The organism is Lysinibacillus phoenicis, from assembly GCF_047238325.1.
In the GTDB taxonomy this organism is placed as follows: domain Bacteria; phylum Bacillota; class Bacilli; order Bacillales_A; family Planococcaceae; genus Lysinibacillus; species Lysinibacillus irui.
Genome location: NZ_JBDFMP010000002.1, coordinates 4,081,787 through 4,100,480, shown reverse-complemented (window position 1 = coordinate 4,100,480; position 18,694 = coordinate 4,081,787). Strand labels below are relative to the sequence as shown.

The window sequence follows — 18,694 nt, the reverse complement described above, 5'->3', positions numbered from 1 at the left end:
AAAACACTTCTCTCAAATCAGAGAGAAGTGCATAGTTTACTATTGCATATAAATATACCACCAGTTTTGGAACATCTTTGTAATAATCGGAGTATGCTCCAACATAAGACCACTTAACAATGATTTCGACATTAAATTTTGAATAACCTCAATCGGTAATAAGGCGCACACGTATAGCAAAATAAACATAATTAAATAGTTTTCAATCATGCCAAGTAACGCACCAAGCCAACGATTGACTGTATTGAGCACAGGTAAGTACGCAATAAAATCAAATATCGATGCCACAATTTGCAACGTAATTTTCACTGCAAAGAAAATAACAGCAAAGGCGATTACACGATAAAAGGTACGGTCTAAATCTAGGCTATCAATGACGACACTAAGGCTACCTGTATCAGTAACGCCTGGATATGGAACCCAAAATACAAATTTTTGTGCTAATGGCTTATAATAAATATACGCAACAATCAGTGCTACTACGAAACTGACAATGTGCATCATTTGTACAATGAAACCTCTTTTTGCACCGACGCCAATTCCAGCTAACAGTACCACTAATATGATTAAATCTAACATTCTCTTCAACCCTTTAATTTTTTCAATTCTTCTTCTAACTGCTCCATTCGTTCTTTTAATAGTAAATAATCATGTACTGTATTTACTGCTGTCAGAACAGCAAGTTTTGTGCTATCAAGTGAGGGATTATGTACGTTCATTTCGCGCATACGGTCATCAACAATCGAAGCAACAAGTCGCATATGGCCAATGGATTCAGAGCCGACCATTTTATACGTATGACCATATATTTCCACAGAAATTTTATTCTTTTCTTGTTTTTCCATAGTCGCACCCTCCTATAAATTGAATGCTCACGCGATTTTTTCGGTTTGCGAGCACCATCACACAAAAAAGCTATTTATTATCATACCATGAAAGGTATAAAATTGTGAACAATGAGGACAGAAAGGAACGATTAAATGTCAAATATTGTGCTATCCATTTCAACAAATATTCAAAAAGAGGTAATGGCTTACTATGCAACCTATTTTATTGAACGAAAAGCTCCAGGCGTTATTTTTGCTGCAAAACTACCAGATGCCACTATTACTATGTATAAATCTGGAAAATTAATGTTTCAAGGAGGAGGTGCTGAACGTGAAGCGGCTCGTTGGGGAACAGTTGAAAAAACAACTACTCAACATTCCTCGTCTATTGGGGCAAAGGGGGATATTCTACCAGACAAATTCGCGACAATGTCTGTCTTAGGCTCTGATGAAACAGGCACAGGTGATTATTTTGGTCCCATCACCGTAGCGGCCGTTTATGTACCTACATCCAAAATCGAACTTATCAACGAGCTTGGCGTAAAAGATTCAAAAATGCTAACGGATGATTATATGCGAAAAATCGCACCCGATTTACGTGCAGCCTGTGTCCATAGCGTTCTTGTATTACGAAACGAAAAATATAACAGTCTACAAGCAAAAGGCTATTCACAAGGGAAAATGAAAGCTATGATGCACAACAAGGCTCTACAAAATACACTCACAAAGATGGCACCCGAAAAACCAGAATTTATTTTAATTGACCAGTTTGCTGAACGCGGAGTTTATTACAATTACCTAAAAAATGAACGTGAACTGGTACAAGAAAATGTCCTCTTTTCTACAAAAGCGGAGCAACTACATGTAGCTGTAGCCACAGCATCTATTCTAGCCCGCGCTGCATTTTTAAAGGAAATGGATCGCTTGAGTGAAATAGCCGGTCTCCCATTAATGAAAGGAGCCTCCAGCAAAGTAGATGTGCAAGCAGCACGAATCTGGCGTAATCAAGGCGAGGATTTCCTACGCTCCATCACAAAATGGCATTTTGCCAATACAGAAAAAGCACGGAAAATGGTGTAACGGAAACATTTAATGCCTACAACTGTGGAATACTTTTAGAAATGCTTTGCGGGGAATTATAGGGTTATGTAAATGTTGATTTCTATTCCGGGAAAATGCTTTTCGTCATTTTAAACATGCTACTGGCTTAGGGTATTTTTTTTAGGGTTTCCTACCTGATTGGAGGGCTTTGGGACCCTCTTTGAGAGATTTTTTACATGGTTGGAGCGCTTTTGGCTCCTTTTTGAGCGGCTATTTTCTTGGTTGGAGCGCTTTGACCTCCTTTTTGAGCGGTTTCTACCTGGTTCGAGCGCTTTAGTCACTCCTTTGAGCGGTTTTTTACCTGATTGGAGCGCTTTGGCCACCTTTTCGAGCGGCTTTCTGCCTGATTGGAGCGCTTTGGGACCCTCTTTGAGCGTTTTTTTACAAACTGGAGCGCTTTTGGCCCCTTTTTGAGCGGCTATTTTCCTGGTTGGAGCACTTTAGTCACCTCTTTGAGCGGTTTTTTACCTGATTGGAGCGCTTTGGCCTCCTTTTCGAGCGGCTTTCTGCCTGATTGGAGCGCTTTGGGACCCTCTTTGAGCGGTTTTTTACAAACTGGAGCGCTTTTGGCTCCTTTTTGAGCATTTTTGCCTGGTTCGAGCGCTTCCAACCCCTTGGAGCGACCTGATTGGAGCGCTTTAGGCTCTTCCTTGATCAATCTTCTACCATAAAGGAGCATTTTCGTCCCCTTAAAGAACCCCCTCAAGCACTAATTAAAGGAATTAATCATAGAAGAATTTGATATTCCCTTCGTTTCGATGCACTTTCTTTCCGATAGCAACTAGTCATTAACATCCTTTTTATTGTATGACGATTGTTTAATCGTAAAAAATGCTGTGCTTGACTGTTAGTAATGCCTTTATTTATTAGCATCCCATAATCTTGTAGAGCACATTTATGGGCTTTTTTATTGCTATATAGGCAACTTGAGCAAATCCATTTCATCTTTAACCATTGCATCTGTCCAATCTGACATTCTGGACAGATCACCCCTGTTTGAATGGCGTCTATCTCTATGCCATAGTAACGACAAAGCGGGAACAATTCATATGGCTTATGGTGCTGCACAAGTAATGCACTAATAGACTGAGAATCTATGGTTTTTGTCTTCAAAGAACGCTGTTGTAAATAACCTGTTACCTCCCTAGCCATCAACACTGGAAATAAACTATCCTCATATTCGATACGAGCATTGTTAAAAGGAAAAACAATGATACCATGGACAGGTACTTCAATTTGATTTTGATTGAAAAATTCTTTTAAATTGTACATATATTCCTCAAGCTGTACTTCAGGATGGTGAAATACACGCCGTTCTCCTGTCTCAAGAGTACGAATCATTTGACGGGGACGATTTTTTAATTCCACTTCTCCTTTAATATTTTTACTTTCAATAATGATTACCTCATATTTGGTTATCACTACAATATCTAGTTGCATCGGAAACGGCCGTTGAAGAGAAATATTATGTAAAACGTGAATACCCCTTACAAAAGTTAATTTCTCCAGTTGTTTCATAATAAATTTTTCTCCATGCTCCCCTGCCTCAGCCTGTAGTAACTCTCTTGTTATTTGATCATATAGGGGATGCTTTGATGTAAGTCTTCGAGCTAAAGCCCGTAGACCTAATGTCATTTTTGCTTCTTCATATGGTTTGATAAACATAACATCACGCCCTTTTTTACACGACTATAGCAAGGAAAAATGGTCACGCCTAGACAATTTGATAAACTATTTATTTGATCAACTCTGGGGCTCCAAATTTGATTTTTTATGAATTTATGTGAATATCCAACTGTTTCTATAGTATGTTTTTAAAACTCGATCATCTTTTACTTACTTTCAATCATGTTGTACCATCTTGCTTCTCGCCTTGGAGCGGTTTCATCCTCTTTTGGATCACCTTCACTTCAATTTGGAGCGGTTGCTTCTCCTTTTGGATCACTTTCTCTTCGAATTGGAGCGGTTTCATCCTCTTTTGGATCACCTTCACTTCAATTCGGAGCGGTTGCTTCCCCTTTTGGATCACTTTCTCCTCGCCTTGGAGCGGTTTCATCCTCTTTTGGATCACTTTCACTTCAATTTGGAGCGGTTGCTTCTCCTTTTGGATCACTTTTTCCTCGAATTGGAGCGGTTTCACTCTCTTTTGGATCACCTTCTCTACAATATGGAGCGGTTGCTTCCCCTTTTGGATCACTTTCTCCTCGCCTTGGAGCGGTTTCATCCTCTTTTGGATCACCTTCACTTCAATTTGGAGCGGTTGCTTCTCCTTTTGGATCACTTTTTCCTCGAATTGGAGCGGTTTCACTCTCTTTTGGATCACCTTCTCTACAATATGGAGCGGTTGCTTCTCCTTTTGGATCACTTTCTCCTCGAATTGGAGCGGTTTCATCCTCTTTTGGATCACCTTCACTTCAATTTGGAGCGGTTGCTTCTCCTTTTGGATCACTTTCACTTGCCTTGGAGCGGTTTCATCCTCTTTTGGATCACCTTCTCTACAATTCGGAGCGGCTGCTTCTCCTTTTGGATCACTTTCACTTGCCTTGGAGCGGTTTCATCCTCTTTTGGATCACCTTCACTTCAATTTGGAGCGGTTGCTTCTCCTTTTGGATCACTTTCTCCTCGAATTGGAGCGGTTTCATCACCTTTTGGATCACCTTCACTACAATATGGAGCGGTTGCTTCTCCTTTTGGATCACCTTCCATCCCTTGAGCGAATCATTGCCTTCGACAGTATTAATGTAAATCGAGACTTTTACAATGACGTGTTTAAACCATTCTTCAAACAAAAAAGACTGCCTCGAAAGACAGTCTTTTGATAATAATTTTAGCGTACTTCTGTGCCTGGAATCGTCGCAATAGCTTTTAACACTTTGTTATGTGCAGCTACTACTTCTTCGTCTGTTAAAGTATGTTCTGGATCGAAGTATGTGAGTGAGAAGGCAACAGATTTTTTACCTGGCTCCATTTTCTCTCCTTCGTAAACGTCAAATACGCGGATGTCTTTTAGTAATTTCACGCCTGCTGCATCAATAGCATTGATTACTTCACCTGCTGTTGTGTCACGGTCCATAATAAGAGCGATATCACGTGACATAGCTGGGAAACGAGGCACTGGTGTGTAAGCAAGTGGTGCTTCTTGTGTCGTTGCATGTAATAGAGCAACTAAGTTCATTTCCATGACATATGTGTCTTTTACACCCCATGCTTTTTGTTCTGCTGGGTGAAGTCCTCCAATAATGCCCACTTGTTCGCCATCTAATAAAATGCTAGCTGTACGTCCTGGGTGTAATCCATCTACTTGTGCCTTCACAAATGAAATGCGATTTTCTAAGCCTAGTTTTCCGATTACGCCCTCTACAATACCTTTCAGTACAAAGAAATCTACCGCTTTTTTCTCGCCTTGCCAAGCATGGTCTAACCATTTACCAGTTAGTACGGCTGCCACATGCTCTTCCTCATACGGTTGCCCCTCATTTGATTGACCAAGGAACACTGAACCAATTTCATATAAGGCCACACCTTCAGCTTGACGCGCTACATTGTACGCAGCCGCTTCAATTAAGTGCGGAATAAGACTTTGACGTAAGGTAGAACGCTCCTCACTCATTGGCATTAGTAAACGAGTTACTGGCTCGGCTTTCAAGGCAAAGCGTTGTGATAATGCATCAGATGTTAATGAATATGTTACAGCTTGATAAAGCCCTGCACCCTCCATGAAATGACGCACAACACGACGATTTGCTTGGTAAGATGTTAGATTGCCCACTTGTGTTGCACCCTCTGGTAACGTCATAGGGATTTCATCATACCCATAAAGACGGGCAATCTCTTCTACGATATCTTCTTCAATTTTAATGTCTTGGCGACGTGTTGGAGCATCAATAATTAATAAACCATTTGCTGCCTCTACACCAAATTTTAGACGCTCTAAAATTGAAAGCATATCTTCTAAAGAGATCTTCATTCCTAAACGCTCATTAATAAAATCTGGGGAAACAACAACTCGTGCTGGTGCTTTTTCTAATTCATCTACTACACATGTACCCTCTAATACTTCACCACCTGCTAATTCAGCTAGTAAAGCGGCAGCACGTTCAGCAGCAGGTAAAACACGGTTCGGGTCTACCCCTTTTTCAAAACGTGCAGATGCATCTGAACGTAGGCCAAGGTGACGAGACGTTTGGCGCACTGTTAAACCATCGAAATAAGCTGATTCAATGACTACAGTCGTTGTAGAATCCGTTACCTCTGAATTGGCACCACCCATTACACCCGCAATTGCGACAGGCTCTTTACCGTTCGTAATGACTAAATCTGAAGCTTTTAATGTGCGTTCTTGATCATCTAATGTTGTAATTTTTTCACCTTCTGTTGCTTTACGAACGACGATTTCGCCAGTTGCAAGGCTATCATAGTCAAAAGCATGCAGAGGTTGACCATATTCCATTAGTACATAGTTCGTTACATCTACGACATTATTGTGTGGGCGTACACCCGCAGCCATTAAGCGATTTTGTAGCCACATTGGTGATTCACCGATTTTTACGTTTTTCACTACTTTTGCTATATACATTGGGTTCGCTTGTAAATCTTCCACACGAAGCTTCAGGAAATCCTGTGCTTTTTCACTAGCTACTTGATACGCAATTTCTGGATATTTAATTTCCTCTGAAAGAATTGCGCCTACCTCATAAGCTACACCTAGCATAGAAAGAGCGTCTGAGCGATTCGGTGTTAGGCCTAACTCTAGTACTGTATCACGTAAGCCTAAAATTGCCAGTGCATCTGAACCTACTTCTGCATCCGCTGGCAGTACGTAGATCCCTTCTGAATAAGCCTTAGGGACAAGCTTCCCTTCGATCCCAAGCTCTTGTAATGAACAAATCATACCATTTGATTCATGGCCGCGAAGTTTAGCTTTTTTAATTTTAATGCCACCTGGTAAATGTGCACCCGGGCGAGCAACAATTACTTTTTGACCAGCATCTACATTCGGAGCCCCGCAAATAATTTGTTGTGGCTCTTCTTCTCCTACATCTACTTGGCAAATATTTAATTTATCTGCTTCTGGATGTTTTTCTTTTGATACAACATAACCTACCACAATTTTATCCATAGCATTAGCTCGATCGATTACTGCGTCTACTTCGATACCAGAGCGTGTAATTTTTTCAGCTAATAGCTCAGGTGCCAAGTCCTGTGTACTAACATAATCTTTTAACCATTCTAATGATACTAACATGTTTTATCCCCCTTACGCTTCTGTTCGCTCGAATTGTGATAAGAAACGAGTGTCGCTTGTATAGAAATGACGAATATCATCGACACCATATTTCAACATCGCAATACGTTCGGCACCAATACCAAATGCAAAACCAGAAACTTTTTTCGGATCATAGCCAGCCATTTCTAAGACATTTGGATGAACCATACCTGCACCTAGAATCTCGATCCAGCCTGTGCTTTTACATACGTTACAACCTGCTCCACCACATTTGAAACAAGAAATATCCATTTCTACTGAAGGCTCAGTGAATGGGAAGAAGCTCGGACGAAGTCGAATTTCTCGGTCTGCACCGAACATTTTTTTCGCTAATGTATCGAGTGTTCCTTTTAGATCACTCATACGAATATTTTCGCCAATGACTAAACCTTCAATTTGCATAAATTGATGGGAGTGTGTTGCATCATCATTATCCCGACGAAACACTTTACCAGGACAAATGATACGAATAGCTTCTCCTTTTTTAGCTTCCATTGTACGAGCTTGTACTGGGGAAGTATGTGTACGAAGTAATATTTCCTCGGAAATATAGAACGAATCTTGCATATCACGAGCAGGATGTCCTTTTGGTAAATTCAGTGCCTCAAAGTTATAGTAGTCCTTTTCTACTTCTGGACCCTCAGCAATTTCATAACCCATTCCGATAAATAAATCTTCAATTTCTTCAACGACACGTGTCAAAGGATGACGATTGCCAACTTTGATTTCACGACCAGGTAAAGTAACATCAATCGACTCACTTGCCAATTTTTCAGCAATAGCCGCTTCTTCAAGTACAGCAACTTTTGACTCCAATACTGCTGTCACATTTTCACGAACATTGTTCACTAAAGCGCCCATTTTTGGTCGCTCTTCAGCTGATAATTTCCCCATCCCTTTTAATAAATCAGTGATCGGTCCTTTTTTTCCTAGATATGCAACACGCACTTCATTCAATTCTTTTAAATTTGCAGCTGTTTCAATTTTTGCAAGTGCTTCTTGCTCTAATTGTTTTAATTGCTCTTCCATGATAAAACCTCCTTAGAAAATACATGCCTGTTTTTTGACATAAAAAAACTCGCCCCTAAAAAGGGACGAGGACATATTCGCGGTACCACCCTAGTTATTGCAAGGTCAACTATCCTTACAATCACTTCATTGACATAACGACTTGATAAAGCCGGCATACCTTTACAGCATCAAGCTGGTCCCGGTTGCTGCTCGCGGGCTGAATTCAAAACTGCATTGGTACGGCGTTGGCTCTCAATCTCTGGCCTTACGCTCCCTGTCGTCCATTCACAATCTTTACTACTTCCCGGTCAAAGCATTTACTATTTAAACTTAATTTTAGCTTAGATTATACATGAATAAACTGTAGCAAATCAAGAGACAACCGCCTGAATCTCGCAATTATCTTTAAATTACTTTACAAAGCCATATAAAACGATTCCCGTTGCTACTGCCACATTTAAAGATTCAGCCTGTCCAAAAATAGGAATAATCATATTTTGATCAGTCTTCGCCAGCAGTTGTGGCTGAATGCCGCTTCCTTCATTCCCCATAATAATCGCAAATGAACCCGTATGCTTGATATCACTATATGGTACTGCATCCTCATCCAAAGCAGTTCCAAATACAGGTACACTTTGCTCCTGTAGCAAATCGATCCATTCAGCCAATTCTCCACGTACTACCGGGATATGGAAATGAGAGCCTTGTGCGGCACGTAGTGTTTTAGGATTGTAAATATCGGCACAACCCTTTCCTAAAACAACAGCATCTAATCCTGCCGCATCTGCTGTACGGAGCATTGTACCGATATTACCAGGATCTTGGACAGCATCTATTAATAAGACTTTGCGCCAAGTTGCCATCACTTCATCCTCTAATACCGGCTGTTTGCACACAGCAAAAACACCTTGTGATGTTTCAGTTTCAGCAAATTCCTTCGCTACCACTGTCGTTACCTCTACAATAGCGACATCATCAATCGGCCATAACATCGGTAAATCAATACCTTCACGTACAATAATTTGCAATACTTGCTCTTTATTTTTTAATGCTTCTTCAACAAGATGAAAGCCCTCTACTATGAATTCACCTGATCGTTCACGTTCTTTTCTAGTTGTCGCTAGCTTCTTCCAATATTTCACTAACGCATTTTGCGTAGATTCGATTCTTTTCATCGCTACTTCTTACCGCCTTTTTCCTATATAGTGACCATTATTATACCTTAGAAAATGGCTAATTTCATAGCCATGTGAAAAAACTGTTATTTTTCCAATCATCAAAAGACGCGCTTAGGCAACTGATAAGAAATAAACATGCTATACTTATACATATTTGAAAGTATTTGTTTAATTAAGGACAGGAGAATGTAAATGAAACAAACAATCCATGTAGTCGGTGCAATTATCGAAAATGAGCAACAAGAAATTTTCTGTGCTTTAAGAAATCCAACGATGGTACTTGCAAACTATTGGGAGTTCCCTGGTGGGAAAATAGAACAAGGCGAAACTCCTAAACAAGCACTTTATCGCGAAATCCTTGAGGAATTTAACTGTATGATTCGAGTAGGTGAACAGGTAGCCGAAACCTTTCATGAATACGATCAATTTTTCGTTCACTTACAAACTTATAAAGCTTCTATCATACAAGGCGTACCAGAAATACTTGAACATGCTGAAGCAAGATGGGTAGCTCGTAATCAGTTGCTTGACCTGCCATTTGCACCAGCAGATCTTCCATCTATCGAAAAATTATTAGCTGAAAAGTAAAACTCATTCCTTTATTTCATGAAAATGAGTGACTTGATTGGTCCATAATGTTTTGACCATATAATGCTTCGTTTGCTTTTTTCAATGTCATTTCTGTGATTCTTCATTTCAATGCCTAAACCAAAGATAATACACTCTGTTCAATATAGCTGATAAAATCATAACCAATTCTTCACCACCGTAGCGAGCGACGATATCTTCTACAAAAGCTTGGTCTATTAACAGCTGCGCCAATTAAGAGTTATAACATCACATGGTTTGATCACAGACAAATCCATGTACAAAAATAATGGATTGATCCTCTTGACCGATTTTTTTCACCTTATTACGAACAACTATTTCTATTCTAATGACTAATCATGCAATCAAAAAGAGCAGCAATGCCTCTGCACCCTGCTCTACTAAATGTCTATAACCATTTTCTAATAGGTGGAATACTCTGTGGAAATTGAAATACATTTAACGGATCATATTTTGTTTTCACTTCTCGAAGCCTTCTAAAATTACGACCATAATAGGCTGTTGGCCAGTCCGGAATCAATAGATCTGGAAAATTAACATAATCACCAGCTGTATAAGGTGATAAAGCTCGCCGTAAGTTTTCTACCCATTTGATATTTGGTTCTTCTTCATTTGGATTTTCCCAGGAAGTATTATATTCTTGAGCAATTAATGCATCTCGATAGTAATATGCCGTGCGATTTGGTGCAATTTCACTGATTGCACCTCCTAAAGCTTGTTGCCAAATCGTTGTATTTAGATTGGGAGCATTGACTAAATAATCTTTCATTGTTTGAATCGCCTTATATGGAAAGAGTCTTTTAATAAATGATCCTGACCGTTTTCGAAGTGCTGGGAGATTGCCACTTGGTACATCAAAAAATTCTACTGCTTGGATATAAGGCACTTCCTTTATCCATATGCTTGTTGGCGAACCTGTTTTTCTTAGGGGGCGAAGTAATTTCTTTAATTCAGCTGCCGTTCCAATAAACTCCCCTTGTGCGACAATTTCTCCAATTTCCCTTGTCTTTAACTCAATTTGAGAGGTTAGACGTTTATCGGTATAGGGAGCCCATTTCTGCCATGCATCAAAAGCTACTTCAAAATCATCCCATCCCCAGGTAATAGAGAAGAGTGATACATCATGGATAGCATGTAACTTAAATGTCAATGCGGTTACAATGCCAAAGTTTCCACCCCCGCCACCACAACTTGCCCAAAAGAGCTCATTATTTTTTTGCTTATTTGCTTTGATTACCCGAACCCCCTCCTGTCCATCAGCGACCACCAATTCTATTTCTATGAGACTATCACAAGTTAAACCAAATGGACGTGATAGCATCCCAATTCCCCCGCCAAGGGATAAGCCGACCACCCCCACACTGCTTTCTGTGCCACCAGGAATGGTTACACCGTGTTCCCATAATGCACGATATACCTTACCCATATTGGCTCCAGCATCGATTTTAGCTGTCATTTCTGACCGATCAATTGAAATAGAATTCATGTCGCTTACGTCAATGACAAGACCTTTATTTAATAATGAAAAATTTTCATAGCTATGCCGTCCACTTCTAATTCGAAAAGGCTCATTGTTTTCTCTAGCCCACTTCAGTGCATTGACCACGTCTTTCGTTTCTTGACAAAACACAATGACACTCGGATATTTAGGGTTATTTAGATTATTGTTCGTCCTCGCTTTTTCATAATCAGAATCTTCAGGAGTAACGATTCTACCCGTGAGCTTTACCTTTTTCAACATCAAACCCCTTTCTCACAATGATACTTATCCTATGCAACTAATTTAGAAAGAATTTGCTTTTATACTAGACTCAACCTAACATTCTCTTTTTCATAATTGAAACATATGATGCACTAATATCATCGTGTTGGAGGTGTTCTATGCTTATTCATGTAGTGAGTGCTGGTGAAACACTGTGGCAAATTGCTAATCGTTATACTGTACCTGTTCAAACGCTCAGTCAATTAAATGCATTGACTACACCCGATCAATTAGCTATCGGACAATCACTGGTTATTCCTTCTCCTTATATAATTTATACCGTTCGAAGTGGAGATACGTTATGGTCAATCGCACATCAATTTAGCGTTCCTGTACAATCCATCGTGACAGCAAATCATCTAACAAATCCTGATAGGATAACACCTGGAACAAAATTATTGATTCCACCAATTATTCATAGCGTGCAGCCAGGAGAAACATTATGGCAAATAGCTCAGCGATACGGAACAACGATTCAAGCCATTGCGGCGGAAAATAATATTACTAATCCTAATATGCTTTACATTGGTACTCATTTAATTATTCCAAGGAAGTTACCACTGATTGAAGTCAACGCTTATTCCTACCAACCTTCAGAAGAAGCAATTGACTCCATTAATGCAATTGGTCATTTACTAACTTATTTTAGTCCCTTTGCTTATATGATGAAGGAAGATGGTACTTTACAACCAATAAATGATGAAAAAATGATTATGGCTGCAAAAGCTAACAACATCATCCCTATGTTAACGCTCACTAATTTTACTTCTACAGAAGAGGGCTCAAATTTAGCACATGTCGTCTTATCCAATGCAGATCTGCAAAAAAAGGTGATGAATAATGTTTTACAAGTGATGCAAAATAAAGGTTATAAAGTCTTGAATATTGACTTTGAAAATGTTTTGCCAGCAGATCGTGAAAATTATAATGCATTCATTCAACTAGCAGCTGATACACTTCATCCAAAGGGTTATCTTGTGTCCACGGCTCTCGCACCCAAAACGAGTGCTACACAGGCTGGAACGTTATATGAAGCTCAGGATTACGAGGCACACGGTAGAATAGCAGATTTCGTAGTATTAATGACATATGAATGGGGATACCGCTTTGGCCCTCCTCAAGCCATTTCTCCTATTAATGAAATGCGAAGAGTGGTGGAATATGCTTTAACGGAAATGCCTGCTGATAAAATTTTATTGGGCTTTGAACTGTATGCAAGAGACTGGCTTTTACCACATGTCAAAGGGCAAGAAGCCGAAACATTCAGTCCACAGGAAGCATTGGATAGGGCCATCAAGTATGGGGCAACGATTCAATTTGATCCGATAGCACAATCTCCTTTTTATCGATATGTTGATGAGCAAGGAAGAAATCATGAGGTATGGTTTGAAGATGCAAGGAGTGCACAGGCTAAATTTGACATGGTTAAACAATATAATCTTCGTGGTATCAGTTATTGGGCATTAGGATTCCCATTCCCTCAAAATTGGGCTTTGTTGGATAATAATTTTTCCATCAAAAAATCTTAGTTCTACTTATTGTTCTCATAAAACAAAAATTGATGCGACTTTTCCACATGTGAATTAGCGTTTTACTCATTTTTATTACGGGATAAAAAATTCAGTTCAAAGCCATATTAAAAGATATCAACATGAAAGGAGCAACTCACATGGGAAGAGATAATAAACAAGGTCAAAGTAATAATAAAGGTTCATTACCTCAAACACCAAAAAACCAAAAGATAGCACCAAACAAGGTTAGTGAGGAATTTTCTCAAGAGTTCATGGAGCTGATTAACTCAGTTGCGCAAAATAAAAATAAGAAGAAAAAATAAGGGGGGCTTCCGTTGGATTATCAGCGTGCACAAGAAATTGTCGCCTCACCGCTAGAATATGAAGTGAGCTATAATGGCGTTTCCATCTGGATCGATAAACTCCATGACGATGAGAGAACAGCGACAGTTCACCTCCGCCGTTCATTAGAAGAGCGATCAGAAGTGGATATATCAGAATTAAAGGAAGAATATCTTGTTCACTAAAGATCAAAAACCTGCTTATTATTGGAAATAAGCAGGTCCTTTTTTATTTTAAATCATATAGTCCTCATTATATTGTAGCGGTGTTAAAACGTTTTCCACATGACGGTGTAGCTCGCTAAAGGTTTCTGAAATTTGCTGTGGAGAGATTGGCTTACTAAATAAGTAGCCTTGGATATAATCACAGCCACCTTCTATTAGAAAAGATAGTTGCTCCACTTCTTCAATGCCCTCCGCAACAACCTTCAAGCGTAAATGTTTAGCCATTGAAATAATCATGGATACAAGCGCTTCATCATTCGGATTATTTGGAACATTTCTTACAAAGGTGCGGTCGATTTTTAGACAATCAATTGGAAAATCCTTCAAATACGATAAGGATGAATAGCCTGTTCCAAAATCATCGACGGCAATTTGAATGCCAAGTGCCTTTAACTCATGTAAAAGCTGTGTCATTTGATCGATATTCATCGTCATACTTTCAGTAATTTCTAATTGAAGAAATTTAGGTTCTAAATTTGTACGTTGCAATATATGTTCTACCATTTCTACTAAATCTTGCTGGAACAATTGTCCAAGGGATAAATTCACTGCTACTTTCATCTGTGGTAGCCCTTGTCTCTCCCATGTTTTCGCTTGCATACAAGCAGTTTCTAAAATCCATTTACCTAATGGAATAATTAGGCCACATTCCTCAGCAATCGGAATAAATACATCAGGTGGAATAAAGCCACGAGTTGGATGACGCCAGCGAACTAATGCTTCAACAGATTCAACGGTCCCGGTTTTTAAATTAACCTGTGGTTGATAATCTAAATAAAATTCCTGATTTTCTAATGCATTATGTAAGTCCTGCTCTAACAGAATTCGATCTGCGATGCCCTTTGACATATACGGTTTATAAAAAAGAAACCTTTGAGGTATTTGTTTAGCCTCACGCATTGCTAGCTGTGCATGCATCAGTAGCTCTTCGCTAGTCCATTGATCCTCATAAAGAGCAATCCCCATATTTAGATTGCCATTTAACGAAAATAATTGTACCTGCAATGGATCTTTCATGGCACTTTTGAGATTTAAGCAAAATTGTAATAATTCTTCAATTGTTTTTACATGGTTAATATAAATAACAAATTGTCCCTCTTGTAATTTAGTAGCAAAATAATGGGGAGGTACAATTGTTTGTATACGCTTGGCGACAAGCTTCATCATTTTATTAGAATTGCTTATCCCTATCGATGAACGAATAGCTGCAAAACGGTCAATTTCTATGGCTATGATTGCTTTTTGCGTTTTATTATTATCGTGTAATTTGTCTTTTAATGTTTTTAGTAATAAATGTTCATTTGGCAACAGTGTAATATCATCATGATAAGCTTGAAACCGAAGTTCTTGTTGGGATTGTTCAAGATCCTTTTTTATTTTTAACAGTTGTTGAAACGGCTTTTCAACAGATGTATAAAAAATGGCTTTTAAGAAAAAGTAAAAAGCCAAAAATAGATAGATCAATGCAGAGAAATCCCAAATAGCATTTTGATCTTGACTAATTATAAAAAAGGCATCGCTAATTATTAAGGAGATAGCTGCACTAATCAGCAACATGGATTGCTTCGGTATTTTTTTTATGTACCTACTAATAATAACAATAGTTAAAATTTGAAAAATAATGGCCAATAAGTGTACGATATTATCGATAAGATCCAGCAACTGACCTGTCATGATGTCGGCCGTCATATACACCAGAAAAATACTTCCTATTACGAAAAGCAATGAACTTGCATATGAAAACTTTCGATAGTTGAGGGTCATTTGTTTTCGAGGATGTAAAATAAGAAATAAAAACCCAAATGAAAGGAACAAACGCAAGATTATATGTAATGATTGATTTTGACTAGAAAACAAGCCTGCTAATTCTAGTAATGAAACGACAAAAAACATATTACCTATGTATAAAGTTTGATTTGATAATAAATGTGAAAATACTAAATAGGATTGGATGGCAATCGCCATTGTAAATGCAATAATTAATACTCGTATCACTAATTCTAAATTACTGTAGATGTCTCCTTGAAAAACATCGTATAGCTGATGACTGAAGCTTAATAATGGTATGACAAGTATTAGTGGCAATACTATAAACCAAACCTCTTTTTTCTCTACCCGATTAAACCATTTCTCCAATACAAACCCTCCATACCACTCTATAAACATTCACTAGGAAAATTTATCTATCTATATTGAATAATAAATTTAGACTTGTATATTTCTTTGACTTCTTACAAATCATAACACTTTTATCGGAATTTGTATGCACTTTAACAAAGTATGCTAATATTCATTTTATTTCAATATTAGCATACTTTTGATATTTTAGTGCTTTACTCTACTTGAAAAATTGGTTCTCTTAGCCTTTGAATGACTCTCATTCGTCTTTTTTTACTGACAGCGTTAGATAAACCTAGGATGTCAGCAATCTCTCGATCATTATAACCAGCTACATAATAAAGAAGGATTATATGTCTTTCTCCCTGCTCTAATTGGGTAAAAATACATTCAAGGTAGTCGGAACTTTTTTGACTCTCCCCTCTCTCGCGTTCACTAAGCATATAATGGAGTGTTTCATCCTCAACAACTGTTATTCGCTCTAAATAATTTTTTTCCTTAGATAATTCATTTAAAATCTCTCCTTTTATCGAAGAATATATATAAGCTGAAAATTGTCCTTTTGCTGGTTGTGCTTTTAGCCATGCTTTCCATACAGCAATAGAAGCAATTTGACGATAATAATCAAAATCCTTATAAATTTGAAGCTTAGTTATTATCGATGTAATCATTGGTTGCACAGCTTCTAATACTTCTTCGAACGTCTGAGTAGACGACAGTTTTTTGCTCTCAATGGTCATTTTCTTCTTTCCAATCGACTATGCACAGTCCTAATTCCTAGGTAATCCTATCTTAGTGCTGCTGATGATAGAAGGCGAATGGTCTTTTTCATCATTTCATAACTTAGAATGGCTCAAATTCTTTACATATTTATACATAATTACAGTATGTTATTGTAAAAATCTTATATTTTCTGTGGGATTTCATACATATTTAAACGAAGGTTGGACAAATTACTACTAAGGAGGCGAAATAGATGAATTTTCAAATAAGAGATGCCATTACAGCGAATGTCCATGGTCAATCTGCAGCTGAATTTAAAGATATTGTCGAAGATGCAATTAGCCGTGGAGAAGAGCATTTACTCCCAGGACTTGGGGTGTTTTTTGAAAAATGGTGGAAACAATCAAGTACATCTGAACAAGATGCATTCGTTCAAAAACTAGAAAAAGCATTTGCTAACTGATTTTTTATGAAGAGTGCATTCCAATTCCAATAAATGCATGATAAAGTTTTAGTTATCAGAAAATTTGGAGGGATTGGAATGACTATTGCTGTAGAATTAATTGTCAATCAACTCAAACAGGTCTTAGTAGAAGATCAAGTGTCAACCAACGAAACGGTACGACAGCTACATGGGAAGGATGAATCTCATCATGCGATGAGCCTACCTGATATCGTTGTTTTTCCCCGCTCCACAGCAGATGTCAGTGCCATCCTAAAAATTGCGCATGCACAATTTGTTCCTGTTGTACCATTCGGTGTTGGCTCTAGCTTGGAAGGCAATGCCATTCCCATTTCACATGGTATTTCTATTGATTTCTCTGAAATGAATGCTATTTTAGAAGTTCGACCAGATGACCTTCTTGTAAAAGTACAGCCTGGTGTCACACGCTCCCAATTAAATAAGGAGTTAAAAAAACATGGTCTTCAATTCACAGTAGATCCAGGTGCAGATGCCACACTGGGTGGTATGGCAGCAACTAATGCTAGTGGCACTACTGCTGTGCGCTACGGTGTCATGCGTGACCAAGTTCGTGATTTAGAAGTTGTACTTGCAGATGGCTCTGTTATCCATACTGGCAATTTGGCGGCAAAGTCCTCTTCTGGTTATCATCTAAACGGTTTATTTGTCGGCTCAGAAGGGACACTTGGCTGCTTTACTGAGTTAACTTTGAAAGTCTATGGTATACCGGAATTTGTAACTGCAGGGCGTGCGGTTTTTGACACAGTAGGAGATGCTGTCAGTGCCGTCACTGCTTTATTGCAGGCAGGCATTGCAATTGGTCGAGTGGAATTGGTCGATGAAGCCTCAATTAAACAAGCCAACATCTATAACGATACTTCCTTCAACGAAAAACCAACTTTATTTTTAGAATTTCACGGTAATGAAGCAGGTATGCATGCAGATATAGCATTTACCACTGAAATTTTTGAGGACTTTCATTGTCTATCCGTTGAATTTGAACAAGATACTGCGTCACGTAATAAACTTTGGGAAGCCCGTCATTCGTTAGCGTATGCGTATATTCATGCATACCCTGGCAAGAAGCTTATGTCAACGGATGTCTGTGTACCGATCTCTATGCTTGCAGAAACCATTTTATATGCACGTGAACAGCTTGATCACGTTGGACTTGCTGGTGGGATTGTAGGCCATGTAGGTGATGGTAATTTCCATGCTCTCTTAATGTTAAACCCGAATGACAAAGAGGAGCAGGCAAAAGCAAACCGCTTCAATGAGCAGATCGTTCAATATGCTTTACTTCGAGGCGGTACATGCACAGGTGAACATGGCGTTGGCATTGGCAAAATGAAATATCAAGCCACTGAGCATGGTACCTCTCTAGCAGTCATGAAGAGTATAAAAGCAGCACTCGATCCACACAACATTATGAATCCTGGAAAGATTTTCAACCTATAACTAGCAATAACCCGCTGATTGTCGAATCATCAGCGGGTTGATTGTTTATTCATAACGAAACGTCAATCTGATCCATGTTCACAAATAAAAAAGTAACCTAG

At 38.7% G+C, this 18,694-nt stretch carries 19 protein-coding genes and 1 pseudogene; 7 read left to right on the top strand and 13 right to left on the bottom strand.

Annotation, left to right across the window (positions count from 1 at the left end):
• Positions 1–39 precede the first annotated feature (39 nt).
• Both ABC382_RS21985 and zapA read right to left on the bottom strand, forming a co-directional pair.
• Positions 40–579 carry a CvpA family protein gene (locus ABC382_RS21985; RefSeq protein WP_274794029.1) on the bottom strand — a complete coding sequence of 180 codons (540 nt, stop codon included), beginning with the start codon at positions 577–579 and terminating at the stop codon, positions 40–42.
• Positions 580–584: 5 nt separating this feature from the next.
• Entirely contained in the window at positions 585–845 is a 261-nt protein-coding gene (gene zapA / locus ABC382_RS21980; protein WP_016991554.1) for a cell division protein ZapA, read from the bottom strand.
• A gap of 135 nt (positions 846–980) precedes the next feature.
• On the opposite strand from zapA, the gene rnhC reads away from it, so the two are divergent.
• On the top strand, positions 981–1,907 hold the full coding sequence (gene rnhC, locus ABC382_RS21975) for a ribonuclease HIII (RefSeq protein ID WP_274794030.1): 927 nt from the start codon (positions 981–983) through the stop codon (positions 1,905–1,907).
• 439 nt (positions 1,908–2,346) lie between these two features.
• On the opposite strand, the gene ABC382_RS21970 is transcribed toward rnhC, so the two are convergent.
• The 7 genes from ABC382_RS21970 to ABC382_RS21940 all read right to left on the bottom strand — a co-directional run bounded on the left by ABC382_RS21970 (position 2,347) and on the right by ABC382_RS21940 (position 9,380).
• On the bottom strand, positions 2,347–2,607 hold the full coding sequence (locus tag ABC382_RS21970) for a hypothetical protein (RefSeq protein WP_322611824.1): 261 nt from the start codon (positions 2,605–2,607) through the stop codon (positions 2,347–2,349).
• A gap of 47 nt (positions 2,608–2,654) precedes the next feature.
• Complete coding sequence (locus tag ABC382_RS21965) at positions 2,655–3,593, bottom strand: nuclease-related domain-containing protein (protein ID WP_322611823.1); 939 nt, start codon at positions 3,591–3,593, stop codon at positions 2,655–2,657.
• A 181-nt stretch (positions 3,594–3,774) separates the two neighbouring features.
• Complete coding sequence (locus ABC382_RS21960) at positions 3,775–4,377, bottom strand: hypothetical protein (RefSeq protein ID WP_322611822.1); 603 nt, start codon at positions 4,375–4,377, stop codon at positions 3,775–3,777.
• 85 nt (positions 4,378–4,462) lie between these two features.
• Positions 4,463–4,717, bottom strand: a complete 255-nt coding sequence (locus ABC382_RS21955) for a hypothetical protein (protein ID WP_322611821.1) — start codon at positions 4,715–4,717, stop codon at positions 4,463–4,465.
• A gap of 38 nt (positions 4,718–4,755) precedes the next feature.
• Positions 4,756–7,173, bottom strand: a complete 2,418-nt coding sequence (gene pheT / locus ABC382_RS21950; RefSeq protein WP_322611820.1) for a phenylalanine--tRNA ligase subunit beta — start codon at positions 7,171–7,173, stop codon at positions 4,756–4,758.
• A gap of 12 nt (positions 7,174–7,185) precedes the next feature.
• A complete protein-coding gene (gene pheS, locus ABC382_RS21945; protein WP_274794035.1) occupies positions 7,186–8,223 on the bottom strand; it encodes a phenylalanine--tRNA ligase subunit alpha in 1,038 nt (345 codons plus the stop codon).
• 392 nt (positions 8,224–8,615) lie between these two features.
• Positions 8,616–9,380, bottom strand: a complete 765-nt coding sequence (locus ABC382_RS21940; protein WP_341386678.1) for a TrmH family RNA methyltransferase — start codon at positions 9,378–9,380, stop codon at positions 8,616–8,618.
• 195 nt (positions 9,381–9,575) lie between these two features.
• On the opposite strand from ABC382_RS21940, the gene ABC382_RS21935 reads away from it, so the two are divergent.
• Positions 9,576–9,971 (top strand): (deoxy)nucleoside triphosphate pyrophosphohydrolase, encoded by a 396-nt coding sequence (locus tag ABC382_RS21935; RefSeq protein ID WP_322611818.1) that lies wholly within the window; start codon positions 9,576–9,578, stop codon positions 9,969–9,971.
• Between the two features lie 262 nt (positions 9,972–10,233).
• Here the strand turns inward: ABC382_RS21935 and ABC382_RS24790 are convergent.
• A pseudogene (locus ABC382_RS24790) lies at positions 10,234–10,290 on the bottom strand (hypothetical protein); the annotation flags it as partial.
• A 90-nt stretch (positions 10,291–10,380) separates the two neighbouring features.
• Positions 10,381–11,730, bottom strand: coding sequence for an FAD-binding oxidoreductase (locus ABC382_RS21930; protein ID WP_322611817.1), 1,350 nt, complete (start codon positions 11,728–11,730; stop codon positions 10,381–10,383).
• A 143-nt stretch (positions 11,731–11,873) separates the two neighbouring features.
• Between ABC382_RS21930 and ABC382_RS21925 the strand changes: the two genes are divergently transcribed.
• The 3 genes from ABC382_RS21925 to ABC382_RS21915 all read left to right on the top strand — a co-directional run bounded on the left by ABC382_RS21925 (position 11,874) and on the right by ABC382_RS21915 (position 13,792).
• Positions 11,874–13,283: a glycoside hydrolase family 18 protein gene (locus ABC382_RS21925; RefSeq protein WP_312507426.1), complete on the top strand. Its 1,410-nt coding sequence runs from the start codon at positions 11,874–11,876 to the stop codon at positions 13,281–13,283.
• A gap of 140 nt (positions 13,284–13,423) precedes the next feature.
• Positions 13,424–13,588, top strand: a complete 165-nt coding sequence (locus tag ABC382_RS21920) for a YfhD family protein (RefSeq protein ID WP_274794040.1) — start codon at positions 13,424–13,426, stop codon at positions 13,586–13,588.
• Between the two features lie 12 nt (positions 13,589–13,600).
• On the top strand, positions 13,601–13,792 hold the full coding sequence (locus ABC382_RS21915; RefSeq protein WP_274794041.1) for an H-type small acid-soluble spore protein: 192 nt from the start codon (positions 13,601–13,603) through the stop codon (positions 13,790–13,792).
• Positions 13,793–13,840: 48 nt separating this feature from the next.
• On the opposite strand, the gene ABC382_RS21910 is transcribed toward ABC382_RS21915, so the two are convergent.
• Positions 13,841–15,967, bottom strand: a complete 2,127-nt coding sequence (locus ABC382_RS21910; protein WP_322611816.1) for a putative bifunctional diguanylate cyclase/phosphodiesterase — start codon at positions 15,965–15,967, stop codon at positions 13,841–13,843.
• Between the two features lie 197 nt (positions 15,968–16,164).
• The gene (locus ABC382_RS21905; RefSeq protein ID WP_322606045.1) at positions 16,165–16,689 is read right to left on the bottom strand and encodes a sigma-70 family RNA polymerase sigma factor; all 525 of its coding nucleotides are present in this window, start codon (positions 16,687–16,689) and stop codon (positions 16,165–16,167) included.
• Positions 16,690–16,925: 236 nt separating this feature from the next.
• On the opposite strand from ABC382_RS21905, the gene sspI reads away from it, so the two are divergent.
• On the top strand, positions 16,926–17,135 hold the full coding sequence (sspI, locus tag ABC382_RS21900) for a small acid-soluble spore protein SspI (protein WP_274794045.1): 210 nt from the start codon (positions 16,926–16,928) through the stop codon (positions 17,133–17,135).
• Positions 17,136–17,213: 78 nt separating this feature from the next.
• Positions 17,214–18,593: an FAD-binding oxidoreductase gene (locus ABC382_RS21895; RefSeq protein WP_322611815.1), complete on the top strand. Its 1,380-nt coding sequence runs from the start codon at positions 17,214–17,216 to the stop codon at positions 18,591–18,593.
• Positions 18,594–18,694: the final 101 nt, after the last annotated feature.